A 25,697-nucleotide genomic window follows, 5' to 3' on the forward strand; every position below is an offset into this window, starting at 1 on the left:
GGCGTTGATCGCCCGGCGGGGCCTTCCGTTCACTCACCTGGAGCCGTACCTACTCGGCGATCGCCTTCCGGCGGGCGGCGAGGGCCGTCCCGCCACCGAGGAGGACGAGCGCGGCGAGCAGGAGCGCCAGCCCCTCGACACCGGTCACCGGCAGCCCGCCGCCACCCGGCGTCGGACCACCCGCACCCGGACCCGTCGGGCCGGTCGGGCCGCCCGGCGTCGTCGGGCTCGGTCCACCGGTCGGGGTCTCCGTCGGGATGTCCGTCGGCGTCTCGGTCGGAGTCTCCGTCGGGGTCTCCGTCGGCGTCTCGGTCGGGGTCTCCGTCGGTGTCTCGGTGGGCACCTCGGTCGGCATGCCGACGAGCTGGGCCACGCCCCACCGCGCGGTGCTCTGGTAGCCGGCCCCGGTCGGGTCGGCCCAGTTGCGGATGGACGTGCGCGTCGCGACGCCGTCGACGAGCCCGGCGTCATTGACCTGGAAGTCAACGCCGTGGAACGTGCCTAGGCCGCCCTCCTCGAGGAGGCTCACGGCCGCCTCCACGCGGTAGCCGGTCTCGGTCAGGGTGGTCGCGCTCTCGAGGCGGCCCTCCTGGAAGGCGACGTCACCGGTGCCGAACGACGTCACGTTGTCGACGTTGATCCGGATCTGCGTGTCGTCGTAGCGGTACGGGCCGTTCTTGTAGTTGCCCGCGTCGAGGTAGATCTCCACCGAGTCCTGCGCCCACGGGTCGCTGTGGGCGGTGTTGATCTCCGGGTCGGTCACGTCCATGAGGACGTAGAGGGTGTTGTCCCGCCACAGCGTGCGGACCTCGGCCGTGGCACCGCTCGTGCCCTCGACCTGCTTGTCCGTCGTCACGACCGTCGTCGTGGCCCACGTCTCGTCGACCTCGCCGTCGATGACCGGCGCGGCAGCGGTCTCGTGGACCTCGACGTAGGACAGCGGCTCGACGAGGGTCAGCTGCGCGAACGTCCCGGGCGTGCTCCACCCGACCGTCGCGTCGCCGTCGAGCACGCGCAGGTCGAAGGCGAGCGTGTCGCCCTCGGCCCCGCCGTCGAGGGGGAGGTGCACGACGGCGAGCCATCCGCCGTCGACCTCCTCGACGACGCCGTCGACGTCACCGGTGCCGTCCCGGTTGAACGTCACGACCTCCCCGCCGTGGGCGAGCTCGATGGCGTCGCCGGGGTTCGCGACCGCGACGAGCGCGGTGAGGTGGTCGGGCGCCCAGCGGAGCTGGAACGTCGCCAGCTCGTCGAGCGCGTCGTCCTCGACGACGTGCCGCGGAAGCTGGTCCCACTCGACGGCGTCGAAGGCGTCGTCGTCGAGCGCGACGTTCCCGGCGAAGACGAACGCGGCGCGCTGGCGCGCGGGCAGGTCGCCGTCGACGGCCCCGTAGTAGGCCGGCTTGGCCTGGAGGTTGCCGTCGAAGAGCAGCGGCGCGCCGTTGCTGTTGCGCCAGCTGCGCGTGTCGATGAGCCCCCACACCGTGACGGCGTAGAGGTCGTCGGCGTGCGCCCGGAAGACCCGGAACGCGTCGCGGTAGTAGTAGCCCTGCTCGACGAGGCTCGCCGCGGTGACCGGGGTGCCGGTCGTGACGTCGAGCTCGGTGACGACCTGCGTCAGGCCCATGCCCTGGAAGCGGACGATCGCGTCCTCGAGCGCCTGCACCGGCATGGCGAGGCTGACGTGGAACTGGTGACCGACGCCGTCGACCGGGACGCCGCGCTCGACGAGCCGGGCGACGAGCGCGTGGTACCGGTCCTGCTTGCCGGCCTGCTCGGTGTTGTAGTCGTTGATGAACAGGGTGACGGGACGGTCGGCGGCCGGGTCCGCGTAGACGTCGTTGAACGCCTCGTCCGCGTAGGTGAACGCGAGGTCGATGAACTCCTCGCCGAGGATCCGGTACCACTCGCTGCGCCGGAGCCCGTCGGAGAACTCCCCGCTGTCCGAGACGACCTCGTTGACGACGTCCCAGGCGACGAGCGGGTTCTCCGCGCTGCCGAACAGGCCGTAGTCGTCGCTGAGGGTCTCGGCGATGCTGAAGATGTGCGTGCGCATCCGGTCGCGGAGCACCTGCTGGTCGGCCTCGCTCGTCGTCAGCGGCGCACCGGCGGCGTCGGTGAAGAACCAGGCCGGGGTCTGGCTGTGCCACACGAGGACGTGGCCGTAGATGCGCAGGCCCTCCTCCTGGGCGAAGTCCATGATGGCGGTGGCCTCGGGGTGCGTGCGGAACGTCGTCCCGTCGTACCAGGCCTCCGGCTTCATGTGGTTCTCCGGCGTCAGCTGGTCGAAGTGCCGGGTGGTGAGCTCGGCGGAGGCGCCGATGGTCTCGCGCTGGTCGATGGCCACGCCGACGGGGAAGTCGACGGTGTCCTTGATCGGCGTGAGGTCCTCGACCTGCGACGGCGCCTGCGTGCTGATGCGGACGTCGTCGACGAGGAAGTCGCCGGCGCCGCCGGTGTTGTAGCTCGTCTCGAGGTAGACCCGCGCGGAGTCCGCGGCGGGCATGGTGTACGTCGCGCTCACCTCGGTCCAGCCGGTCGACGTGACGCCGGGGACCTGGGCGACGGTGTCGAACGCGTCGGCGCCGTCGGCGGTGCGCTGGAGGCTGAGCCAGATGTCGTCCGTCTCCTCGCCCGCGGCCATCTTGACCCAGGCGGAGATCTCGTAGGTCACGCCGGTCTCGACGAGCCCCGTGAGGTCGAAGCCGATGCCGTCGCCCTGGGACGTGCGGTCGCTGACGAGGGCGGCCTGGGCCCCGCCGTGCGCCTCCGCCGTCGTGACGGCGACCGTGGGCTCGCCCTCGGCGTCGCCGCGCGGGGTCCAGCCCTGCAGCCCGTCCTCGAAGTCGAACTCGAGGTCGAGCGGCGCGACGGCGTCGGTGAGGCCGCCGGTGGGCAGCGTGAACGTCCAACCGGCGGCGAGGCGCTCGCTGATGACGGTACGGACGGCGGCGACGCTGTTCGTGCGGTCGCCCCCGCCGTCGTGGACGAGCACGACCGCGCCCGGGGTGACGGCCTCGCGCAGGTTCGCGGTCAGCGTCGCCTCGGACAGGTCGTTCCCGTCCCAGTCGAAGATGAGGTTGCCCAGCCCGAGCGGCTGCATCCCGAGCGCGACGGCCACCTCGGGCGTGACGCCCCAGCTGCCGTTGGGCGCGCGGAAGTAGGGGACCGGGTAGTCGGGGTCGCCGAGCGCCGCGCGGATGATCGCGAGGTTCTCCTTGAGGTCCGCCTCGACCGCGTCGTGCGAGGCGGCGCCGAGGTCGGCGTAGCTCGTCGTGTGGTTGCACAGGGTGTGGCCCTCGGCGACCATCCGGCGGAGGAGCTCTGCCCCGCCGTCGGCCTCGATGTTCTCGCCGATGACGCAGAACGTCGCCGTGAGGTCGTTCTCCCCGAGGAAGTCGAGGAGCGCGTCCGTCTCGCCCGGGTTCGGGCCGTCGTCGAACGTCAGTGCCGCGACGTCGCCCGTGCCGCGGGCGGTGGAGACCTGCGCCTCGACGGGGTTCGTCGCCCCGCCCGGGACGAACAGGGGGGCGGGGGTGGGCTCCCAGTCGTCGCCGCCGCCGCCGTCGGCGGGCGCGGCGGTGATGACGAGGTCGTCGAGAAGGTAGGTGTAGGCGCCGACCGGCAGGTCGGCGGTGCCGATGTAGACCTGGCCGTCGGCGGGCGCGGTCAGCGTCCCCGTCACGGTCGTCCACGCACCGGCGTCCATCGTCGTGCTGCCGATCCACGTGTAGTCCGGCTTCATGACGAACCGGATGCCGGCCGGGCCGGTCGTGCCGTCGGCCAGGCGGGCGCGCATGGAGAAGGTGTACTCGCGTCCCTCCTCCAGGGCGCCCGCCGGGGTCTGGATGCCGACGTAGTCGGCGTCGCGGTTCGCGATCTGCAGGGCCCTGGTGCCGTCGACGTCGACGACGGAGACCTCCGGGCTCCCGCTGAGGATCCACGGCTCCCACGAGCCGTCCTCGAAGTCATTGCTCACGACGACCTCCGGGTCGCCGACGGCGGCCGGCGCGGGTGAGACGTCGTCGGCCTGGGCGGTCGACGACGGGGCGGTGCCCACCACCGGGCCGCCGGCGAGGCCGAGTGCCAGTAGTGAGGTGCCGAGAAGTGTCCATGCTCTGCGCTGTCTCAACGTCGCTCCTTTGCGATGTGGCTAGGCCAGGAGATCGGAACGCTACGCGCCGTCGGGCGGCGCGGCAACCGTTATCGATAACGGTTTCGATCGCCATGCGTGAGCCGCGGCCGGCGGGGTGATGGCACAAGCCGGGTCGACGGGACGCCGCGCCGGACCCAGGATGGGTTCCGGGTCACGCGCGCGACACCCCGATCGGGTGCAGGGCTTGACCCCGCGCCCCGCGCCGCATAAGTTCGACCGTACAACAATCTCGACGAGGAGACACGATGGACCTCACACCCACCCCGCAGGACAAGTTCTCGTTCGGCCTCTGGACGGTCGGCTGGGAGGCGCGCGACCAGTTCGGCGGCGCGTCCCGCCCGGCCATCGACCCGGCCGACTCCGTCCGTAAGCTCGCCGAGCTCGGCACCGCCTACGTGACCTTCCACGACAACGACGTCATCCCCTTCGGCTCCGACGCCGCGACGCGCGAGCAGATCCTGCGCAAGTTCAAGGCCGCGCTCGACGAGACCGGCGTCAAGGTCGAGATGGTCACGACCGACACCTTCGCCCACCCGATCTTCAAGGACGGCGCGTTCACCTCGAACGACCGCCGCGTGCGCCGCTTCGGCCTGCGCAAGGTCATCGAGAACGTCGACCTCGCCGCCGAGATGGGCGCCGAGACGTTCGTCATGTGGGGCGGGCGCGAGGGCGCCGAGTACGACGCGGCGAAGGACCTCAAGGCCGCGCACGACCGCTACCGCGAGGGCATCGACACCGTCGCCGCCTACATCAAGGACAAGGGCTACGGGCTGAAGATCGCCATCGAGCCCAAGCCGAACGAGCCCCGCGGCGACATCCTCCTGCCGACCGTCGGCCACGCGCTCGCCTTCATCGCCGAGCTCGAGCACGGCGACATCGTCGGCGTGAACCCGGAGACGGGTCACGAGCAGATGGCGGGCCTCAACTACACGTCCGGCATCGCGCAGGCGCTGTGGGCGGAGAAGCTCTTCCACATCGACCTCAACGGCCAGCGGTCCATCAAGTACGACCAGGACCTCGTCTTCGGCCACGGCGACCTCTTCTCGGCGTTCGCCACCGTCGACCTCGTCGAGAACGGCTTCCCCAGCGGCGGCCCCACGTACGACGGCCCGCGCCACTTCGACTACAAGCCCTCCCGCACCGAGGACCTCGACGGCGTGTGGGAGTCCGCGCGCGCCAACATGCGGTCCTACCTCGCGCTCCGCGAGCGGGCCCGCGCCTTCCGCGCGGACCCGGAGGTCCAGGAGGCGCTCGAGGCGTCCGGCGTGCTCGAGCTCGCGCAGCCGACGATCGGCGAGGGCGAGACCCTGGCCGACCTGCTCGCCGACCGCTCGGCGTACGAGGACCTCGACGTCGACGCCGTCGCCGCGCACGGGTTCGGGTTCGTCCGCCTCAACCAGCTGGCGCTCGAGCACGCGCTCGGGGCCCGCTGACCTATCGGAACTGAGCCCGGCGTCACCGCCGGGCAGGAGGAGGAAGAGCGATGACGCTCGTCGCGGGCGTGGACTCGTCCACGCAGTCGTGCAAGGTCGTGATCCGCGACGCCGAGACGGGCGCGCTCGTCCGCTCCGGGCGGGCGTCCCATCCCGACGGCACCGAGGTGCACCCGGACCGTTGGTGGGACGCCCTCCAGGAGGCGGTCGCGGAGGCCGGCGGTCTCGACGACGTCGCGGCCGTGGCCGTCGGCGGCCAGCAGCACGGCATGGTCGTGCTCGACGCCGACGGTGCTGTCGTCCGCGACGCCCTCCTGTGGAACGACACCCGCTCCGCGGCCGCCGCCGCCGATCTCGTCCGCGAGCTCGGCGACGGCGACGCGGAGGCGGGCGCCCGGGCGTGGGCCGAGGCGGTGGGCTCCGTGCCCGTCGCCTCGCTCACCGTCACCAAGCTGCGCTGGCTCCGCGACGCGGAGCCCGCCAACGCCGAGCGGGTCGCGGCCGTCGCCCTCCCGCACGACTGGCTCACGTGGCGCCTCGCCGGGTACGGCCCCGGCTCGGGCGCCGAGGGGCTCGCCGCCCTGACGACCGACCGGTCGGACGCCTCCGGCACCGGCTACTGGTCGCCCATCACGGGGGAGTACCGGCTCGACCTCCTCGAGCTCGGCCTCGGACGTCAGGTCGCGGTCCCGCGCGTCGTCGGCCCCGGCGAGGTCGCCCTGCGCGGGGAGGGCTTCGTCCTCGGCCCCGGCGCCGGTGACAACGCCGCCGCCGCCATCGGCCTCGGCATGCGCACGGGCGACGTCGCGGTCTCGATCGGGACCTCCGGTGTCGTCTCGGCGATCTCGTCCACCCCGACGACGGACGGCACCGGTCTCGTCACCGGCTTCGCCGACGCCACGGGCGCCTTCCTCCCGCTCGCCGCGACGCTCAACGCCTCGCGCGTGCTCGGGGCGGCCGCCCACCTCCTCGGGGTCGACCACGAGGGGCTCAGCGCGCTCGCGCTGTCCGCGCCCGCCGGGGCCGACGGCCTCGTCCTCGTCCCCTACCTCGAGGGTGAGCGCACCCCCAACCGCCCCGACGCCACCGGCGCGCTCCATGGCATGCGGCTGGGCAACCTCACCCCGGCGCACCTCGCGCGGGCCGCCGTCGAGGGCATGCTGTGCGGGCTCGCGGACGGGCTCGACGCGCTGCGGGCGCAGGGCGTCCCGGTCGAGCGGCTCGTCCTCATCGGCGGCGGAGCACGCTCGGAGGCGGTCCGCCGGATCGCCCCCGCGGTGCTCGGGCTCGACGTCACGGTCCCGTCCCCGGGCGAGTACGTGGCCGACGGCGCCGCCCGCCAGGCCGCGTGGGTGCTCTCCGGGGCCGATGTGCCGCCGGCGTGGACCTCGTCCGCCGATGCCGAGACCTACTCGGCAAAGCCGGTGCCGGCCGTGCGGGAGCAGTACGCCGCGGTGCGCGAGCTGACCGCCACCCGGCGGTGACCGCGCCCCGTCCTCCCCGGGCGGGGCATCCTCCCCGGGCGGGCGCGGCCGCCGGCCGGCACCGCGGCCTCATCGTGCTCCTCGGGGCGCTCGCCTTCCTGCCGGCGGCCGCGACGGACATGTACCTGCCGTCGCTGCCGCAGGTGGCGACGGACCTCGCGACGACGTCGGCAGCGGTGCAGCTGACGATCACGTCCGTCATGATCGGCGCCGCGCTGAGCCAGCTCGTCCTCGGGCCCCTGTCGGACCGCGTGGGACGCCGCCGGCCCGCGATGGCCGGGCTGGCTGCGTTCGCCGTCGTCGCGGTCCTGTGCGTCTTCGCCGGGACCATCAGCCAGCTCGTCGCGCTGCGGGTGCTCCAGGGCGTCGTCGGTGCGGCCGCGTCGGTGACCGCCATGGCCGTCATCGGCGACCGCTACCGGGGCGCGGAGGCGGCGCGGCTCCTCTCCCGGCTGTGGATCGCCATCGCCGTCGCCCCGATCCTCGCCCCGCTCGCCGGGACGGTCATCGCCGACGCGTGGGGCTGGCGCGCCGTGTTCGGGGTGCTCGCCGTCATGGGAGCCGCGCTCCTGCTCTGGCTCGCCCGCTCCCTGCCGGAGACGCTGCCCGCGGAGCGGCGGGCCACGGGGAGCCTGATGTCCTCGCTGCGCGGGTACAGCGACCTGCTCCGCGACCGGGACTTCCTCGCTCTCGCGCTCCTGCCGGGACTCCAGCTCGCGGTCCTCATGAGCTACGTGACGGGATCGCCGTTCGTCCTCCAGGAGGAGTACGGGCTGAGCCCCCAGGAGTTCGCGCTCGTCTTCGGCCTCGGCGCGACGTCGATGATCGTCGGCTCGCAGGTCAACGCCTCGCTCGTGCGGCGGGTCGGGCCGGTCCGGCTCCTGCGGGCGGGGCTGCCGGTGGTCGCGGCATGCACCGCCGCCCTCGTCGTCGTCTCGGCCACGCACGCCGGGGGAGTGGTGGGCCTGCTCGTCCCGCTGTGGCTCGCCGTCGCCGTCCTCTCGACGGTCATGGCCAACGCGTCCGCCGTCGCCATCTCGCGCCACTCCTCCCGCGCGGGCACCGCCTCCGCCGTCATCGGCTCGATCCAGGGCGCGCTCGGCGGGGCGGTCGCCCCGCTCGTCGGCGTCCTCGGCGGCACCGGCGTGGCGATGACGAGCGTCATGCTCGGCGCCGCGCTCGTCAGCGTCGCCGTCCTCGCGCTCGGCACGCGCGCGTACCGCGTCGGCGGGGCCGCGGCGCTCACCCCGGACGAGGCTCCCGCGCAGCCGGCCCGACGCGCCTAGGCCGGGAGCGTCACCTCGGCGTCGACGTCGCCCGGGGTGTCGAGGGCGAACGTCGCCCGCGTGCCGCCCGCGGTCAGCGCGTAGTCCCCGAGGAAGCCGCTCACGCGGACACGGCCCTCGGCGTCGGTGCGCAGCGTCGTCGGCGCCAGCCACCACTCTCCCTTGACGAGACCGCGCAGCGCGTCGTACGAGGGCTTGGGCGTGCCGTCCGCGCGCACGAGCCCGACGGGGGCGCCCAGCCACGCGCCGTCGTCCGTCAGGCCCCAGTACGTGATCGGCTCGACCGAGGGGTGGGAGAGCAGCGTGCGGTAGTGCCGCACCATCTCCTCCGCCTGACGGGCCTCGCCGTCGGGGGTCGAGGGCCAGCTCGGCACCTGGTAGTCGTTGAGGTCGACGATCTCCGGCGGCATGAGGTCCCCGGACAGGAGCGTGCTCTCGGTGAGGTGGAGCGGCAGGCCGAAGCGGGAGAACCGCTCGAGGATCTCGAGGGTCTTCTCCTCGCCCCAGTAGCCCTGGTGCATGTGGCTCTGCAGGCCGAGGGCGTCCACCTCGATCCCGGCCTCGAGGACGCCCTCGATGAGGCACTCGTACGCGGGGGAGAGGTTGAAGTCGTTGAGGAGCAGGGTCGCCGACGGGTTCGCCGCCCGCGCCTCCTCGAACGCGAGACGGATCGTCGCGATGCGCCCGCGCTCCCAGCACAGGCGCGTGATGCCGTTGCGGCGCTCCTCGTTGCTGAACACGGGCATGATGACGACCTCGTTGATGGCGTCCCACGTGTCGACGACGCCCGCGAAGCCGGCGACCTCGCGGCGGATGCGCCCGCGCAGCGCCTCCTCGACGTCGTCCGTGGGAAGGTCGGCGAGCCAGTCGGGAGCGAGCGTGTGCCACGCGAGCGGGTGGCCCTTGACCGCGGCGCCCTGCTCGACGAACCACTCCGCGGCCCGGCGCAGCCGGGCGGTGTCCGGCGAGCCGCGCTCCGGCTCGAAGCCCGCCCAGTAGAACGGCAGGGTGGCCGTGTTGAACACGTCGAGCCACAGGCGCGCGAGCTCGGCGCCGTGGGCGGGTGCCGCCCCGCCGAAGGGGCTGTCCGGGTCCGCCTCAGTCTCACCGTTCGCGTAGCCGATGAAGTCGAAGCCGATGTTCCCGAAGGCGAACCGGTGCCGGGTCTGCTCGACGCGCACCTCGGCGTCGGCGAGCGGGGTGCCGTCGGCCCGGCGGACGGTGAGGGTCGCCGCGGCGGAGCGGTGGCGCAGCGACGGGTCGGGCGCGGGGGGCGTGCGGAACGGGGACATGGGTCCTCCTCGTCGAGGAACGGGGCGCGGGCCGGGAGCGGACCCGGTCAGGGCGCCTGGGCGTGGGTCGGTCTGGGTGGGTCGGGAGGACGCTCAGCCCCGGCGCGCCGGCGGCGCCGTCGTGCCGCGCTCGACGAGCTCGGTGGGCAGCTGGACATGGGTGCTGCGCTCGGCCGTGCCGTCCATGAGGTGGATGAGCAGGTCGATCGCCTCGGCGCCCATCCGCTGGATGGGCTGGCTGATCGTCGTCAGCGGGGGAGTCGTCAGCGCGGACTCGGGGACGTTGTCGAACCCGACGACGGAGAGGTCCCCCGGCACGTCGAGGCCCAGCTCGCGGGCGACGTCCATCGTCGCGATGGCCGAGAGGTCGTTCGCCGCGAAGATCGCCGTCGGGCGCTCCGCGAGGGACAGGAGCTCGCGTGCCGGCTCCCGCGCGCTCTCGCGCCGGTACCCACCGACGCGCACGAGCTCGGGGTCGAAGGCGACGCCGGCGGCCGCGAGCGCGGTCCGGTAACCCTCCTCGCGCAGACGGGAGGACTCGAGGTCGTCGCGCCCGCCGAGGAAACCGATCCGCCGGTGGCCGAGGGCCAGGAGGTGCTCCGTGGCCGTGACGGCGCCGGTGACGTTGTCGGAGTCGACGGTCGGCATCCCCGCCGGGCCGGCGTGAGGGTCGATCGCGACGACGGGGACGGCCCCACCGGTGTCGACGACCGTGGGGGTGACGAGGATGGCGCCGTCGATGAGGGTGCCGCCGAGACGGGAGAGGTAGCGCCGCTCCCAGCCCGCCGGCTTGCCGGCGCGCCCGCCGCCGGAGTAAGCGAGGAGCTCGTAGCCCGTCCCCCCGATCGCGCTCGAGACGCCCTTGAGGATCTCCGTGCTGAACGGCTCGAACTCCGCCACGAGGATGCCGATGACGTTCGTCCGGTGGCTGCGCAGGCTGCGGGCGACGAGGCTCGACTCGTAGCCGAGGTCCTCGATGACGCGCCGCACCCGCTCGGAGGTGGCCATCGCCACCCCGTACCGGCCGTTGATGACCTTGGAGACGGTCGCGACGGACACACCTGCGGTCCGGGCCACGTCGTGGATGGTCACGCGCTCAAGCTGCTCCTTCACAGCGCGACCATACCGTGCTGCCTGCTGTAACGAAACCGTTATCGATAACGATTGACACCCTAGAAGCGGCCGTGCGATGCTCGCCGCGTTCTTGCAGTCAACGACGACGAAGGAAGCTCACTATGGCGAGCAGGCGTTTCCTGTCCACCGTGGCCCTCGGGGCCAGTGCGGCCATGATGCTGGCAGCGTGCGGGGGCGGTGACAGCGACACCGACGGTGCCGGCGGATCGACCGCCACCGGCGGCGGGGGCGGCGGCGACGTCACCCTCACGTGGTGGCACAACTCCAACTCCGACCCCGGCAAGGCGTACTACGAGGAGGTCGCGGCCGACTTCGAGGCCGCGAACGAGGGCGTGACCATCGAGATCAGTGCGCTCGCGCACGAGGACATGCTCACGCGGCTCGACGCGGCGTTCCAGACCGGCGACGCGCCGGACGTGTACATGGAGCGTGGCGGCGGCGAGCTCGCCTCCCACGTCGAGGCGGGCCTGACGATGGACCTCAGCGAGGTCGCGGCCGAGGAGATCGAGATGATCGGCCCCTCGGTCGCGGGCTGGCAGTACGAGGACAAGACCTACGCCCTGCCGTTCTCCGTGGGCGTCGTCGGGTTCTGGTACAACACGGCGATGTTCGAGGAGGCCGGCATCACGGAGGCCCCCGAGACGATGGACGACTTCTACGCGGCGATCGACGCGCTCAAGGACTCCGGCGTCGAGCCGATCTCCGTGGGCGCGGGCGACAAGTGGCCCGCAGCCCACTACTGGTACTACTTCGCGGTCCGCGAGTGCAGCGAGGAGACGCTCGTCGCTGCCGGGGAGAGCATGGACTTCTCGGACGAGTGCTTCATCCGCGCCGGTGAGGACCTCGAGGAGCTCGTCGCGGCCGAGCCGTTCAACTCCGGCTTCCTCGGCACCCCGGCCCAGACGGGCGCGACGAGCGCCTCCGGCCTCCTCGCCACCGGCAGGGTCGCCATGGAGCTCGCCGGCCACTGGGAGCCCGGCGTCATGCAGGGCCTGACCGAGGACAACGAGGGTCTCGGCGAGAACACGGGCTGGTTCCCGTTCCCGACGGTCGAGGGCGGCGAGGGCGACCCCGCGGCGCCGCTCGGCGGTGGTGACGCCTGGGCCTGCTCGGCGGACGCCCCGCCCGAGTGCGTCGACTTCATCCGGCACATGCTCAGCGACGAGGTCCAGACCGGCTTCGCCGAGCTCGACATGGGTGTGCCGACCAACCCCAACGCGACCGGGTCGATCACCAACCCGGCGCTCGCCGACCTCGTGACGGTCCGTGACGAGGCCCCCTACGTCCAGCTCTACCTGGACACGCTGTTCGGGGAGAACGTCGGTGGCGCGATGAACGACGCGATCGCCCTCATGTTCGCGGGCCAGGCCACGCCGCAGGACATCGTGGACGCCTCGCAGGCCGCAGCAGACAACGCGTGAGTGACGTGGCAGAGAACGTGACCGCCCCCCGGGCGGATGCGGCCACTGCCACCACACCCCACGGTTCGCGTGCCGCGGGAGGTCGGCGCGGCTCCGGTCCGCTCTCCATGTCCGGGCGCAAGCGGCTCGAGATCGCGTTCTTCGTGGGCCCTGCGCTCGCCCTGTTCGCCGTCTTCGTCGTCGTCCCGGTGGTCCAGGCGGTGCGCTACTCGACGTTCCGCTGGAACGGCTTGGGCCCGCTCGACGACTTCATCGGGTTCCAGAACTACGCGAGCGCCCTGCGCGACAACGTCTTCACCGACGCCGTCATGCACAACCTCACGATCGTCGTCCTGTCGATCCTCATCCAGCTCCCGCTCGGCCTGGCCATCGCGCTCCTGCTCAACCGGGAGATGTGGGGCCGGACGATCATGCGGGTCGTCATCTTCGTGCCGTACGTCCTGGCCGAGGTCGTCGCCGGCGTCATCTGGCTCATGATGCTCCAGCCGGGCGGGCTCGTGGACGCCCTCTTCGACTCCCTCGGGCTCGGCGGGCTCAGCCAGCTGTGGCTCGGCGACCCGGACGTCGCGCTCTACACCGTCATGGTCGTCCTCACGTGGAAGTACCTCGGGCTGGCGATCATCCTCTTCCTCGCCGGCCTCCAGGGCGTCCCGACGGACCTGTACGAGGCAGCCCAGCTCGACGGCGCGTCGTGGTGGCAGGTGCAGCGCCGGATCACGATCCCGCTGCTCGGCCCGACGATCCGCACGTGGGGCTTCCTGTCGATGATCGGGTCGCTCCAGCTCTTCGACATGGTCTGGATCCTCACGAAGGGCGGACCCGCCAACTCGACGATGACGATGGCGACGTACCTCATCAACCAGGGCACGGACCGCAGCCTGTACGGCTACGCGTCCGCGGTGGCGGTGCTCCTCTTCGGGATCTCGCTCGTCATCGCGGCCTTCTACCAGTTCTTCGTCCTGCGCCGGGACAACCCCGACGCCCCCGCCCCGCGGAAGGTGAAGCGATGAGCGCCCCCGTCACCACCCCGGCGCCCGGCCGCCCGGCGGTCCTCGGTACGACGCCCCGCCGGCGCCGCAGCAGCAACGCGTTCCGCGGCGGCAACCCGCTCGTGTACGCCGCGGCGTTCGTCGTCCTCGCCGCGACCCTCGGCCCCGTCATCTACGCGATCCTCGGCGGCTTCCGGTCCACCCCGCAGCTCGCCGCGGACCCGGTGGGCCTGCCCGACCCGTGGGTGCTGACGAACTACACGAACGTCCTCACGTCGGGAGCGTTCTGGCGCTTCGCCCTCAACTCCACCATCGTCGCCCTCGTGACGACGGCCATGGTCGTCGTCTTCGGCGTCATGGCCGCCTACCCGCTCGCGCGCTACCGGTTCCGGGGACGCGAGGCGCTCAACCTCATGTTCACCCTCGGGCTGCTGTTCCCGCTGACGGTGGCGATCATCCCGCTCTTCCTCATGCTGCGGGACATGGGCCTGACGAACACGTTCTGGGGGGTGGCGCTGCCGCAGGCGGCGTTCGCCCTGCCGATGACGATCGTCATCCTGCGTCCGTTCCTCATGGCGCTGCCCAAGGAGCTCGAGGAGGCGGCCATGCTCGACGGCACCTCCCGCATCGGCTTCTTCTGGCGGATACTCATCCCGCTGTCCGGGCCCGCGATGGTGACCGTCGGGGTCCTCGCGTTCGTCGCGTCGTGGAACGCCTACCTCCTGCCCCTGCTCATCCTCAACGACCCGGCCGCGCAGACCCTGCCGCTCGGGGTGGCGAGCTTCTCCAGCCAGTACGCCCAGGACACCGCGGGCGTGCTCGCCTTCACGTCGCTGGCGATGATCCCCGCGCTCGTCTTCTTCCTCGCGATGGAGAAGCGCATCGTCAACGGGCTCCAGGGCGCCGTCAAGGGCTGATCTCGGCCCCGATCACACAGAGAACGAAGGAAGAACCGTGGCAGACGTACAGGTGTGGACCGAGCGCGCAGCCGGGGCCCCGGCGAGCGAGCGCGTCGCCGCGCTCATGGCCGAGATGACGCTCGAGGAGAAGCTCGCGCAGATCGTGGGTCTGTGGGTGGGCGCCGGGGCGGACGGCGAGGTCGTCGCCCCGCTCCAGGACGCCATGCTGGGGGAGACGGCACCGGAGTTCGAGACGTTCGCCACGAACGGGCTCGGCCACCTCACCCGGGTCTTCGGGACCCGGCCGGTCGAGCCCGCCGTCGGGCGCCGCGCCCTGCGGGACGCCCAGCGCTGGCTCGTCACCCGCACCCGCCTCGGCATCCCGGCCATCGCCCACGAGGAGTGCCTCACCGGGCTCGCGGCGTGGAAGGCGACGACCTTCCCGGCGCCGCTGTCGTGGGGCGCGAGCTTCGACGCGGACCTCGTCGAGCAGGTCGGGGCCGCGATCGGGGAGAGCATGGCGCGCCTCGGGGTGCACCAGGGCCTCGCCCCGGTGCTCGACGTCGTCCGCGACGCGCGCTGGGGTCGCGTCGAGGAGTGCATCAGCGAGGACCCCTACCTCGTCGGCACCGTCGGCACCGCCTACGTCCGCGGCATGCAGAGCGCCGGGGTCATCGCGACCCTCAAGCACTTCGTCGGGTACTCCGCCTCGCGCGCCGGGCGCAACCTCGCCCCCGTCAGCGCGGGCCCGCGCGAGGTGGCCGACGTCCTCCTCGTCCCGTTCGAGATGGCCGTGCTCGACGGCGGGGCGCGCTCGGTCATGCACTCCTACACGGACGTCGACGGCATGCCGGCCGCTGCCGACGCGCAGCTGCTCACCGGGCTCCTGCGCGAGCGGTGGGGCTTCGACGGCACGGTCGTCGCCGACTACTTCGGCGTCGCCTTCCTCCACACGCTCCACGCCGTGGCGGAGGACCTCGCCGACGCCGCGCACCAGGCGCTCGCCGCGGGCATCGACGTCGAGCTGCCCACCGGCAACGCCTACCTCGCGCCGCTCACCGCGGCCGTCGAGTCCGGACAGGTCCCCGTCGCGCTCGTGGACCGGGCGCTCGCGCGGGTCCTGCGCGAGAAGGAGGCGCTCGGCCTCCTCGACGACGACTTCTCCGCCGAGCCCGACGGCGACGTCGACCTCGACCCGGCGGAGCACCGGGCGCTCGCCGCCCGCCTCGCGGAGGAGTCGGTCGTGCTCCTCACGAACGACGGGACCCTCCCGCTGCGGGAGCCCGCCCGGGTCGCCGTCGTCGGCCCCAACGCCGACCGCGCCGAGGCGCTGTTCGGCTGCTACTCCTTCGCCAACCACGTCCTCGGGCAGCACCCGGGCACCGAGCTCGGCATCGACGTGCCCACGGTGCTCGACGCGCTGCGCGCCGAGCTCGCCGGCGCCACGGTGACGTACGCGCACGGATGCGCCGTCGACGACGCGGACCGGTCCCGCATCCCGGCGGCGGCCGAGGCGGCCGCGCAGGCCGACGTCGCGGTCGTCGTCGTCGGGGACCAGGCCGGGCTCTTCGGTCGCGGGACGAGCGGGGAGGGCTGCGACCGCGACGACCTCGAGCTGCCCGGCGTCCAGCGCGAGCTCGTCGAGGCGGTCCTCGCGACCGGGACCCCGGTCGTCCTCGTCATGGTGACCGGCCGCCCCTACGCCGTCGACTGGGCGCTCGGGCGGTGCGCCGCCGTCGTCCAGGCGTTCTTCCCGGGCGAGGAGGGTGCCGCGGCGGTGGCGGGCGTCCTGTCCGGGCGCGTCAACCCGTCCGGGCGGCTGCCCGTCACCCTGCCGCGCTCGGCGGGCGCACAGCCCTACTCCTACCTCCATGCCCGGCTCGGCGGCGCGTCGTCCGTGAGCAACGTGCCGACGCTGCCCGCGTTGCCCTTCGGGCACGGGCTGTCGTACACCTCGTTCGCCTACTCGGCCTTCCGCGTGAGCCAGCAGGAGGTCCCCACCGGCGGGTCGATCGGGGTGCGCGTCACGGTGCGCAACGACGGCGACCGGGCGGGCGTCGAGGTCGTCCAGCTCTACGGGCACGACGTCGTCGGCTCGATCACGCGGCCCGTCGCGCAGCTGCTCGCCTACGCGCGGGTCGAGCTCGCGCCGGGGGAGAGCGCCACCGTCGACCTCACCGTGCCGACGACGCGCCTCGCGTTCAGCGACCGGCGGATGCGCCGGGTCGTCGAGCCGGGGGCGGTCGACCTGTGGATCGGGCGCTCGTGCGCTGAGCGGGTGCTCGAGGGGCGCGTCGAGCTCGTCGGCGACGTCCACGAGGTGACCGTCGACGACGAGAGGTGGTCCGACGTCGTCGTCACGCGCTGACCCACCGGGGGGCGGGGGCCGGCGACGGCCCCGCCTCGTCCGGGAATGGGCTCACGCGGTCGTCGTGCATCGCCGTCGTGACCCCCGGAGCGGCGCGCGTCACATCGGCGCGTGACAGAATCCAGTAATCCGGATACTGTCCGATGCATGGCCCTGCCGAAGATCCTCATGTCTCGCGTCGGATACGTCACCGCGCAGCTCGCCGAGATGCTCTCCGGGTACGAGCTCGGCGACCGGATCCCGAATGTCGAGGGACTCACCGCCCAGCTCCACTGCGGCAAGGGCACCGTCCAGGCCGCCTTTGCCGCGCTCGAGCAGGCGGGTGCCCTCGCCCTTCGCTCGCGCGGGCACCTCGGGACGTTCATCGACGCCATCGACCACCCGCTCCTGTGGGAGCTCGCCGGCCATCGCACCGTCACCATCGCCATGCCGCTTCCGTACTCGCGACGCTACGAGGGACTCGCGACGGGCCTGCACGCGACGTTCCGGGACCACAGCATCCCGATGTCGCTCATGTTCATGCGCGGCTCCGTCGAGCGGGTCGGGGCGCTGCGGGAGGATCGCACGGACCTCGTCGTCCTCTCGGCACTCGCCGCCTCGTACGAGCCGGACGTCGAGGTCGTCCATGACTTCGGGCCGGAGACCTACGTGCACTCGCACTGCGTCATCGTCAGCGAGGGGCGCGACCCGCAGGACCCCACGCTGCGCGTCGCGGTCGACCGCTCGTCCGCGGACCTTCTCGCGCTCGTCGAGCAGGTCTTCGGCGAGCTGCCCCCCGAGCGCCTCGTCGAGGTCTCCTACAACCAGCTCGACCACGCGTTCCACTCCGGCGCTATCGACGCGACCGTGTGGAACGCCGACGAGGTCCGGGCGCACATCACCGCGCCCATCGACGTCCACCCGCTCCCGCAGGCGGCGGGCATCGACAACACACGCGCCGTCGTCGTGCGGATGCGCAAGGAGCAGCCCGTCGCCGTCGGCGTCCGGGAAGCCCTGACCGACCCCGCCGTCACGGCGATCGCCGCGGGCGTGGTCGACGGCCGCACCACGCCCACCTACTAGGAGAACCATGGACCCGACCCTCCGCCAGCGCCTCGAGCTCTTCCGCACGATGGACGAGGTCCCCGCCGGCGTCGTCGACCTCGTCGAGGACGAGCTCGTCCGCGTGGACCCGGCGGGCCGCCTCAGCGACGACAGCGCCGGGATGTTCGTCTCGCACGCCGTCATGGCGTTCAGCCGGCTCCTCGGCGACGAGGACCCGGTTGACGCCCCGAGCGACGCCGTCTTCGACCAGGTCCTCACGGAGGACCCGACGGCCTTGGCGCGGGCCGGCGCACTCGCCGAGCGGGCGCGCCAGCGCCTCGGCCGCGCCCTGCCCGACGCCGAGGTGAAGTACCTCACCATCCACCTCGCCGTGCTCGCACAGCATCTTTCAAAGGAGAACTGATGAGAATCATCGCCGGAGGTGTCGGCAAGTCCCAGGTCGCCGACGTCCTCAAGACCCTTGTCCGGCCCACAGACGTCGTCGTCGTGGGGAGCGACATGGACGCCGCGATCAAGCTGAAGACGGGGCAAGCCGACTACTACCTCGGTACGTGCCACACGGGCGCCGGCGCGAGCCTCGGCGTCCTCGTCGGGATGCTGGGCGGCGACAAGTGCCACACCTTCGCCCGTCACGTCCCCACGGCGGAGGGCGTCGACGCGGCGCTCGCAGCCGGCAAGGTCGCCTTCGGCTTCTCCGTCGACCAGATCGCCGAGGCCGTTCCGGTCCTGTGGGACGCCCTCATGCGTAAGGAATCGGACTCGTGATCACCCCCGTCCTCTCCGCCGTTGCCGACGCGGGCGGCAGCGTCAGCTTCGCCACGTGGCAGTCCGTCATCGTCATGGTGACGACCGCCTTCGCCGCGGTCATCGCCCACTACGGGCTCGCAGTCTTCAACGACGGCGCCCGCCCCTTCATGCTCGACTTCATCCGCGGCAACACGAGCCGGATGGCGACGGCGACGATCGTCTTCGGCCTCTCCGCGGGCTTCATCTTCGGCCTCGGCGCGCCCATGGCGCTCTCGACCGGCGTCCTCAACCCGTGGCTCATCTTCCTGCCTGCCGAGATCCTCGGCCTGCTCGCGCCGTGGCGGTGGCTCGCCGGTGCCGCCGGGCTCGCGTGGGGCGCGGTGTGCGCCTACGGACTCTCCGCAGTCAACAGCGCCGCCCAGCAGCTCCCGGTCGACTTCATCACGGCGCTCCAGCAGATCGGCACGCCGATCCTGTGGCTCTTCGCCATGTTCCCCGTCATCGCCGTGGCGCGGCAGTTCGGGCGCACCAGGGGCCTCATCACGTTCGGCGCCGAGGCTGCCGTCATCGTCGCCTCCACCGTCCTCTTCCCGAGCATGTTCGCCGGCTCCCTCGCCATGGCGATCGGCGTCATCCTCCTGCTCGTCTTCGCCCTGACGAAGGACCGCTCCGACAAGCGGGTGGAGGTCGCAGCGCTGGCCGGCATGGACGAGGCGACCCGCGTCGAGGTGGCCGCCGCCAAGGCCTCCTCCGAGGAGGCTGTCAACCAGCTCTTCGGCCCGAACGCTGAGCGGCTGCGCAAGAACGTGCCCTGGCTCGCGATCCTCGGCGGACTCGTCGCGGCGCTGTCGGCGACGCACATCTTCGCGGGCGGGGAGGCGACGAGCTTCCTCATCGCCGACGGCAACATCGTCGAGGCCGCCCAGGTCGACTTCTATCGGGCGTTCGGGTTCATCCCCCTCATCGCCACGACGGCGCTCGCCTCAGGTGCGTACGCCCTAGCCGGTTTCACGTTCGTCTACCCGGCGGGATACCTCCTCGGGCACGTCATCGACAACCCCGCCGTCGCGCTGGCTGTGGCGTTCGTCGTCGGCGCCCTCATCTTCTGGGCCGAGGTCATCGCCCTGAGCGCCCTCGGGAAGTGGCTGCAGCGCTGGCCCTCCGTGCGTGACTCGGCCGACCACATCCGCAACGCCATCCACGAGTCCCTCCAGGTCGCGATCCTCGTCGGCTCCCTCATGGCGGCCCTCGCCATGGGTGGTGGCCTCGGCATCTTCATCGTCGGCGGGCTCTACCTGCTCAACGACGCGATCGGCCGCCCCGTCGTGCGGATGGCCGCCGGACCCGCCGCCGTCATCGTCGGCGGCATCGTGCTCAACCTGCTCTACCTCGTGGGGCTGTTCACCCCCGTTGCCGGCTGAGCGGGGGGCGCATCATGACGATCCAGACCGTCGACGGCCCGCTCTCGCCGGAGGAGGTCGACGGCGTCGTGCTCCCGCACGAGCACCTCGCCATCGACCTGCGTACCGAGACCGACCGGGCCGGCGTGCTCGACCACCCCGACCTCGTGAGCACAGAGCTTGCCGCAGCGAGGGAGCACGAGGGCCTGGCGCTCGTCGTCGACCAGACGTGCCGTGGCATGGGCCGCGACGTCGGGGCGCTGCGCACGATCGCGCAGCGCTCCGGCGTCGCGGTGGTGGCCAGCACCGGGTGGTACTACGAGCGCTTCCACCCGGAGCGCGAGCCGGGGGACGACGTCGGCGCCGCGACCGAGCTCCTCGTGGCCGACCTCACCGTGGGCCTGGACGGCACGGACGCCCTCGCCGGCGTCATCGGCGAGGTGGGCACGCACGGCGACGAGCCGTCCACCGCGGAGCGGGTGAGCCTGCTCGCTGCGGGCCGCGCGGCCGTCGCGACGGGCCGCCCGGTGTCCACGCACGCCCATCTTGGTCGCGGAGCGCTCGCCCAGCTCGACCTGCTCCTCGGCACTGGGGTCGAACCCCAGCGGATCAGCATCGGCCACCAGGACCTCACGGACGCCACTGCCCAGCACGTGGCCCTCGCCGAGGCCGGGGCGTACGTCGCGTTCGACACGGCGGGCAAGGACTCCTACCAGCCGGACGGCGTGCGCCTGCGGCTCGTCCTCGCGCTCCTCGAGCGCGGCCTCGGTCGCCACGTGCTCCTCAGCAACGACATCTCGCGCCACGGCTACCTCACCGCCCACGGCGGTCAGGGCTTCCGGCACGTCCTCGGCCCGTTCGCCGCCCGGCTGCGGGCGGCGGGCGTGGACGAGACCACCCTCGGCGACCTCTACCGCGCCAACGCGCTGCGCTGGCTCAGCGGGCGCGACCACGTCGGGACGCCGCCCACCGGTGGCGCTACGCACACGAAAGGACTGACGGCATGACGCCGAGCACCGCGGGGCGCCCCACCCTGCCGGCCACTACCCCGCTCCCCGCGCTGGACACCGCTGGCGCTTTCGCCCTGCAGCAGCGGCTCGTCGCGGCGACGTGCGCGTCGCTGCCCGGGGAGGCCCTGTTCCGGGCGGACGTCGGCGTCGTCCCCGGTCTCGGTCGGCCCGAGACCACCGCCCGGGTGGAGCGGGTCCTCGCCGAGGCGCTCGGCGCCGAGGACGCGTGCCTCGTCCAAGGGGCCGGCACCGGCGCGATCCGCGCCGCGCTCTCGGCGGGCCCCTGGCGCGAGGGCGAGCGCAGGCTGCTCCTCCACGACGCCCCCGACTACTCGACGACGGCGACGACGTTCCGCGACGCCCTCGTCGAGCCGGTCCGCGTCGACATGGACGACGCGGACGCGATCGCCGCCGCGCTCGCCGATCCGGCGAGCCCCCGGTGGGTGTACGTCCAGCACACCCGGCAGCGACTCTCCGACGCGTTCAACCCCATGGACGTCGTCGCGCTCGCTCGCGAGCACGGCCGCCGGGTCGTCGTCGACGAGAACTACGCCGTCGTACGCACACCGGGGATCGGCGTCGAGCACGGCGCGGCCGCGTCGGCCTTCTCGCTCTTCAAGCTCCACGGCCCGGAGGGCGTCGGCGTCGTCCTCGGGGATGCCGACGTCGTCGCCGCCGCGCACGCGGCCAACTACTCCGGCGGCGGCCAGGTCCAGGGCCACCAGGCGATCGCGGCGCTCCAGGCCCTCGTCTCGGCGCCCCTCAACTGGGCGCGCCAGTCGGAGGAGGTCTACCGCCTAGCGGAGGCCCTCAGGGCTGGGGCCGTTCCCGGCATCGCCGACGCCGCCGTCGCCAACGTCCAGGACCTGTGCGTCGTCGCCCTCCTCGAGACCCCCACCGCCGACGACGTCCGGCGCCGCGCCGCGGAGAACGGTGCCGCTCCGTACCCCGTCGGCTCGAACTCGCGGTACGAGATCGCGCCGATGGTGTACCGGATGTCCTCCTCCACGCTCGAGGCCCAGCCTGAGCTGCGCGACTGGACCCTCCGGATCAACCCCATGCGCGCGAGCGCGGACCTCGTCGTCGACATCCTCCGCCGGTCTCTCGCGGCCTGAAAGGCTCCCGTGTTCCTCGAAACGACCCAGCACCGTAACCCCGCGCTCATCGACGTGGCGCACGAGCTCCATGCCCGCGGGCAGATCGACCCCGACACCTACGTCATCGACCGCGACACGGTCGCGGAGAACGCCCGGGCGATCGCGGGCACGGCGGCTGCGCACGGCGTCGTGCCGTGGTTCGTCGTCAAGCAGATCGGGCGCAACCCCCTCCTCGCAGCGACGATCGCGGAAGCCATCCCGCGCGCCGCGGCGATCGACGTCCGCGAGGTGTCCGGTCTCCTCCGCGCAGGCGCCCGCCTCGGCAACGTCGGCCACCTCGTCCAGATCCCGCGCCGCTCGCTGCCCCGCGTCCTGTCCGCCCGCCCCGCGTACGCGACCGTCTACGACGTCGCCAACCTCGAGGCGGTCGACGCCGCCGCAGCCGAGCTCGGGACCGTCCAGGACGTCATCCTCCGGATCGCGGGCGACCCGGAGACGACGTACCCCGGCCAGGAGGGCGGCATCGAGGCGGCGGACGTGCTGGCCGTGCTCGAGCGTGCGTCCCGGCTCGCCCACGTGCGGGTCGCCGGTGTCACCGGGTTCCCGTGCGTCCTCTTCGACGCGCGCACAGGCGTCACAACGCTCACCCCGACGTTCGACCGGGTCATGGCGGCGGCAGAGGTCATGCGCGCCTACGGGGTCGAGCCCGTCGTGAGCCTGCCGAGCCACTCGAGCTGCTCGACGATCCCCCTCCTGGCCGCGGCCGGCGCGACGCACGTCGAGCCGGGGCACGCCCTCACGGGGACCACTCCCGAGCACGTGGTCCGAGACGACCTCGAGGAGCGGCCGGCGCTCGTCTACGTCTCCGAGGTGGCGCAGGTCGGGCCGCGGGCGGCGCTGTTCGGCGGCGGCTTCTACGCCCGCGGGCGCGCGAGGAACGTGCTCGTCGGCTCCGGCGACCGCGCCCGCCGCGGCCACCTCGCCACAGCCCCCGGGGAGAACATCGACTACTACAGGCGCTTCGACCTCGACTCAGGGTCTGAGCCGGCCGTGCTGGGCGAGGTCGCCCTCATGGCGTTCCGCACGCAGATCTTCGTCACCCGCTCGCGGGTGGCCGTGGTCTCGGGAATCGCCAGCGGCCGGCCGGTGGTCGACGGCATCTTCGACTCGCTCGGCAACGCGGTCCCGGAGGAGACGGTATGACCGCGACGGTGCTCGTCCTCGACGGGTTCGGCATCGGGGCGATGGGGGACGCCGGCATGCTGCGGACCGAGGACGCCCGGGCGGACACCCTCGGGTCCCTGGTGCGTTGGGCGCGGGAGACGCGTGGGCGCGAGCTGGACGTCCGGCACCTTGCCGGCCTGGGCCTCGCCGCCCTGCGGCCCGACCTAGGGCTAGCCATCGAGACCGCCGGCGTGCGGGCCACCGCCCGCCGCAGCGCACTCGGCTACCCCGGCGCGGACACCTTCGCCGGGCACCAGACGATGATGGGCGCGGACATGTCCCGCGTCGTTGTCTGCCCCTTGAGCCAGCGCATCGACGAGGTGCGCGCCGCCCTCGAGGAGGCGGGGCACCGGACGGCGCTCCTCGACGGGAAGCCGGTCATCGTCGTCGACGACGCGATGCTCGTCCACGACAATCTCGAGGCGGACCCGGGCCTCAACTGGAACGTCTCGGCGCGGCTCGAGCTCGTACCGTGGGAGCAGATCCTCGCCGCCGCGGAAGCAGTGCGCGCTGTCGCGCCCGTCGCGCGGGTCATCGCCGTCGGTGGGCGCTCCGACCGGCCCCTCACGGAGTCCGTGCGGCCGGGGGACTTCGGCACGATCGGCATGGACACCCCGGCCAGCGGGTTCTACCGCAACGGCGGGCTCCAGGTGCAGCACCTCGGCGCGGACATCGACCACAGCCGCCAGCTGCCCGAGCTTGCGGCGCGGGCGGGGCTGCCGGTCACGCTCGTCGGCAAGGCCGCGGACATCCTCGTCACCGACGCGGAGGTGACCCGCCTGCCCGGTGTCGAGACGGAGGAGATCCTCACCGACACGCTGCGGGCGGCCACCGGCGGGGGCCTCGTCGTGTCGAACGTCCAGCAGACCGACCTCGCGGGCCACCAGCAGGACCCCGGCCGCTTCGTCACCATGCTCGAGATGGTCGATGCGGCGGTCCCCGAGCTCGTCGCGTCCCTGCGGGACCCCGGTGACCTCCTCGTCGTCGTCGCGGACCACGGCAACGACCCGCTCATCGGGCACGGCTACCACACGCGCGAGTACGTGCCGGTCCTCGCCGTCACCCCCGGGCGGGCGGCCACGGGGGTCGGCGAGGTCCTCACCTCCCTGGCCGACGTCGGTGCGTCCGTCGCGGCCGCGCTCGGACTGGACCCGACGGCCCTCGGCAACGGTCGCCCGACGGACCTCATGGTCGCCGGACGGCCGTAGCGGGCCGGTCCGGTGTCCGGGGTGCGACGGTGGGCCACGGTGGGCCGCCCGGTGGTCGTGTCGTGGAGGCGGGCGCCCCGGGGCCCGGACAGCGGTCGTCGGCCGCCCGACTCGCAGGCAGAGCCACTCAGTCGCCGTAGACGATCTCCACGCGGCGGTTCGCGGCGTACGTGCTCGGGTCGTCCGGGTTTTCCTGCACGGCCGGCTCGGCGTCCGCGAAGCCCGCGACCTCGAGCGCGAGGTCGGGCCGCGCGGCGGCGACGACGTCGGCCACGGCCTGCGCGCGGTTGCGCGAGAGCTCGTCGTTGGGGATCGGTCCGACGAGCGAGTCGGTGTGCCCGTGCACCTGGACGGCGGCGCCCTCGGGCACGTCGGCGAGGAGCTCGGCGATGCGCGGGGCGGCGCTGGCCGGCAGGTCGTAGCTCTGCGAGGCGAAGAGGATGTCGGTGGCGAGGGAGATCGTCGTCTCCGTGCCCTCGGTCTCGACGGTCTCGAGCGAGCGCACGCTGCCCGCTACCTGCCACTGCTGCACCGAGCCGGCGGGGTCCCAGGCGTGCACCGCGGCCGCGAGCTGGTCGGCGGTGGGGGCGGGCAGGTCGTCGGGGGACTCCGCTGCGGCGCCCAGGGCGGTCGCACCGGTCATCGCGACGGCGGCGGCGAGGGCAGCGGCGGCGGCCCGTGGCCGGCGGGAGGCGGGGTGGCTCACGGGACCGGGATGCCGGTGTACTCGGGCAGCGAGTCGCGCAGCCGCAGGTCGAAGGTGTCGATGTCGTCCTCGGGCGCCGCGTACACGCCCCACCAGACGACCTGCTCGCCGTTGACGGCCTCGAGCTCGACGGTGCTCGCAGTCCAGTCGAACGCCATGTTGCTGACGGGGGAGTACTCCTTGAGGTTCTCCCGGTCCACGAGGACGGGGCGGAACTTCATGGCGTTGTTCGGGTACATGTCGTACACGGCGACCGGCTCGTCGTCCTCGACGGAGGCGAAGTTCGGGGTGAACACGAGGCGCAGAGTCATGACGTCACCCTCGACCTCGAGAGGCAGGACGCCGACCGTCACCTCGTCCTCCGTGCCGGGGAGGATGTAGGAAACCTCGGCGAGGACGTCGTCGGGATCGATGTCGCGGGCCGCCGCGCCGCTCGCGCCGGGAGCGTCGTCGCCGGACGGGTCGTCCGCCGTTGGCTTCCCGCTCGAGTCCTCGGCCGTCGTCGCCTGCTCCGCGGTCGAGGCGTCGTCGGAGGCGTCGTCCCCGCTGCACCCGCCCAGCACGAGGGCCAGTGCCGCGGCGCCCGCCGCCACGGCAGGTCGTGCCCGTCTCGCGCCGCTCGGTCGTGTCCGTCTCATCGCCGTCTCCTCGGTAGGTCGGCTCAGGCTAGCGGCCAGGCGTCCGACGGCGGTGCTGTTGATCGCTATTTCGCCGTGCGCCCGCCGCGCAACTGCCGGGCAGCCTGCTTGCGCCCGCCCGCCGCCCGCCGCCCGCCCGCTGTGCGCCCGGCGCGGCGCGC

20 protein-coding genes are annotated in these 25,697 nt (G+C 73.0%); 15 read left to right on the plus strand and 5 right to left on the minus strand.

Translation table 11 applies throughout. The annotated features are described in order from the left end of the window. Positions 1–49 precede the first annotated feature (49 nt). Complete coding sequence (locus V2J63_RS11700; RefSeq protein WP_331231219.1) at positions 50–4,132, minus strand: endo-1,4-beta-xylanase; 4,083 nt, start codon at positions 4,130–4,132, stop codon at positions 50–52. 269 nt (positions 4,133–4,401) lie between these two features. On the opposite strand from V2J63_RS11700, the gene xylA reads away from it, so the two are divergent. Genes xylA through V2J63_RS11715 form a run of 3 tightly spaced genes read left to right on the plus strand, consistent with a single transcriptional unit; the run spans position 4,402 to position 8,359 of the window. Further along, positions 4,402–5,589 carry a xylose isomerase gene (xylA, locus tag V2J63_RS11705; RefSeq protein ID WP_331231220.1) on the plus strand — a complete coding sequence of 396 codons (1,188 nt, stop codon included), beginning with the start codon at positions 4,402–4,404 and terminating at the stop codon, positions 5,587–5,589. 50 nt (positions 5,590–5,639) lie between these two features. Next, positions 5,640–7,073: a xylulokinase gene (locus V2J63_RS11710; protein ID WP_331231221.1), complete on the plus strand. Its 1,434-nt coding sequence runs from the start codon at positions 5,640–5,642 to the stop codon at positions 7,071–7,073. Continuing rightward, positions 7,070–8,359 (plus strand): multidrug effflux MFS transporter, encoded by a 1,290-nt coding sequence (locus tag V2J63_RS11715; protein ID WP_331231222.1) that lies wholly within the window; start codon positions 7,070–7,072, stop codon positions 8,357–8,359. The genes V2J63_RS11710 and V2J63_RS11715 overlap by 4 nt, the downstream gene beginning before the upstream one ends. Here V2J63_RS11715 and V2J63_RS11720 read toward each other — a convergent pair. Beyond that, positions 8,356–9,651 (minus strand): endo-1,4-beta-xylanase, encoded by a 1,296-nt coding sequence (locus V2J63_RS11720; protein ID WP_331231223.1) that lies wholly within the window; start codon positions 9,649–9,651, stop codon positions 8,356–8,358. The two genes, V2J63_RS11715 and V2J63_RS11720, sit on opposite strands and share 4 nt — an antisense overlap. Before the next feature lie 93 nt (positions 9,652–9,744). Beyond that, positions 9,745–10,764, minus strand: a complete 1,020-nt coding sequence (locus V2J63_RS11725) for a LacI family DNA-binding transcriptional regulator (RefSeq protein WP_331231224.1) — start codon at positions 10,762–10,764, stop codon at positions 9,745–9,747. Positions 10,765–10,886: 122 nt separating this feature from the next. On the opposite strand from V2J63_RS11725, the gene V2J63_RS11730 reads away from it, so the two are divergent. From V2J63_RS11730 to V2J63_RS11785, 12 genes are all read left to right on the plus strand, one after another. After that, complete coding sequence (locus V2J63_RS11730) at positions 10,887–12,206, plus strand: ABC transporter substrate-binding protein (protein WP_331231225.1); 1,320 nt, start codon at positions 10,887–10,889, stop codon at positions 12,204–12,206. A 107-nt stretch (positions 12,207–12,313) separates the two neighbouring features. Beyond that, positions 12,314–13,216 (plus strand): carbohydrate ABC transporter permease, encoded by a 903-nt coding sequence (locus V2J63_RS11735; protein ID WP_434056321.1) that lies wholly within the window; start codon positions 12,314–12,316, stop codon positions 13,214–13,216. Further along, positions 13,213–14,112, plus strand: coding sequence for a carbohydrate ABC transporter permease (locus V2J63_RS11740; protein WP_331231226.1), 900 nt, complete (start codon positions 13,213–13,215; stop codon positions 14,110–14,112). Before V2J63_RS11735 ends, V2J63_RS11740 begins: the two co-directional genes overlap by 4 nt. Before the next feature lie 37 nt (positions 14,113–14,149). Continuing rightward, positions 14,150–16,462 carry a beta-xylosidase/alpha-l-arabinosidase gene (locus V2J63_RS11745; RefSeq protein WP_491062238.1) on the plus strand — a complete coding sequence of 771 codons (2,313 nt, stop codon included), beginning with the start codon at positions 14,150–14,152 and terminating at the stop codon, positions 16,460–16,462. A 147-nt stretch (positions 16,463–16,609) separates the two neighbouring features. Beyond that, positions 16,610–17,524 carry a GntR family transcriptional regulator YhfZ gene (gene yhfZ, locus V2J63_RS11750; RefSeq protein WP_331231227.1) on the plus strand — a complete coding sequence of 305 codons (915 nt, stop codon included), beginning with the start codon at positions 16,610–16,612 and terminating at the stop codon, positions 17,522–17,524. A gap of 7 nt (positions 17,525–17,531) precedes the next feature. Then, positions 17,532–17,909 carry a hypothetical protein gene (locus tag V2J63_RS11755; protein WP_331231228.1) on the plus strand — a complete coding sequence of 126 codons (378 nt, stop codon included), beginning with the start codon at positions 17,532–17,534 and terminating at the stop codon, positions 17,907–17,909. Continuing rightward, positions 17,906–18,271 (plus strand): DUF2620 family protein, encoded by a 366-nt coding sequence (locus V2J63_RS11760; RefSeq protein WP_491062042.1) that lies wholly within the window; start codon positions 17,906–17,908, stop codon positions 18,269–18,271. The genes V2J63_RS11755 and V2J63_RS11760 overlap by 4 nt, the downstream gene beginning before the upstream one ends. Continuing rightward, positions 18,268–19,674, plus strand: a complete 1,407-nt coding sequence (locus tag V2J63_RS11765) for a YhfT family protein (RefSeq protein WP_331231230.1) — start codon at positions 18,268–18,270, stop codon at positions 19,672–19,674. Before V2J63_RS11760 ends, V2J63_RS11765 begins: the two co-directional genes overlap by 4 nt. A gap of 14 nt (positions 19,675–19,688) precedes the next feature. Then, positions 19,689–20,660: a phosphotriesterase family protein gene (locus tag V2J63_RS11770; protein WP_331231231.1), complete on the plus strand. Its 972-nt coding sequence runs from the start codon at positions 19,689–19,691 to the stop codon at positions 20,658–20,660. Further along, the gene (locus V2J63_RS11775) at positions 20,657–21,778 is read left to right on the plus strand and encodes an aminotransferase class I/II-fold pyridoxal phosphate-dependent enzyme (protein WP_331231232.1); all 1,122 of its coding nucleotides are present in this window, start codon (positions 20,657–20,659) and stop codon (positions 21,776–21,778) included. The genes V2J63_RS11770 and V2J63_RS11775 overlap by 4 nt, the downstream gene beginning before the upstream one ends. Before the next feature lie 9 nt (positions 21,779–21,787). After that, positions 21,788–22,963 carry an alanine racemase gene (locus V2J63_RS11780; RefSeq protein WP_331231233.1) on the plus strand — a complete coding sequence of 392 codons (1,176 nt, stop codon included), beginning with the start codon at positions 21,788–21,790 and terminating at the stop codon, positions 22,961–22,963. Then, positions 22,960–24,192 (plus strand): phosphopentomutase, encoded by a 1,233-nt coding sequence (locus V2J63_RS11785; protein ID WP_331231234.1) that lies wholly within the window; start codon positions 22,960–22,962, stop codon positions 24,190–24,192. The genes V2J63_RS11780 and V2J63_RS11785 overlap by 4 nt, the downstream gene beginning before the upstream one ends. Positions 24,193–24,319: 127 nt before the next feature. Here the strand turns inward: V2J63_RS11785 and V2J63_RS11790 are convergent, their stop codons facing one another. Then, positions 24,320–24,898: an OmpA family protein gene (locus V2J63_RS11790; RefSeq protein ID WP_331231235.1), complete on the minus strand. Its 579-nt coding sequence runs from the start codon at positions 24,896–24,898 to the stop codon at positions 24,320–24,322. Further along, positions 24,895–25,536: a hypothetical protein gene (locus tag V2J63_RS11795; protein ID WP_331231236.1), complete on the minus strand. Its 642-nt coding sequence runs from the start codon at positions 25,534–25,536 to the stop codon at positions 24,895–24,897. The genes V2J63_RS11790 and V2J63_RS11795 overlap by 4 nt, the downstream gene beginning before the upstream one ends. Between the last annotated feature and the right edge of the window lie 161 nt (positions 25,537–25,697).

The sequence above is a fragment of the Georgenia wangjunii genome, from assembly GCF_036421975.1.
Taxonomy (GTDB): Bacteria; Actinomycetota; Actinomycetes; order Actinomycetales; family Actinomycetaceae; genus Georgenia_A; species Georgenia_A wangjunii.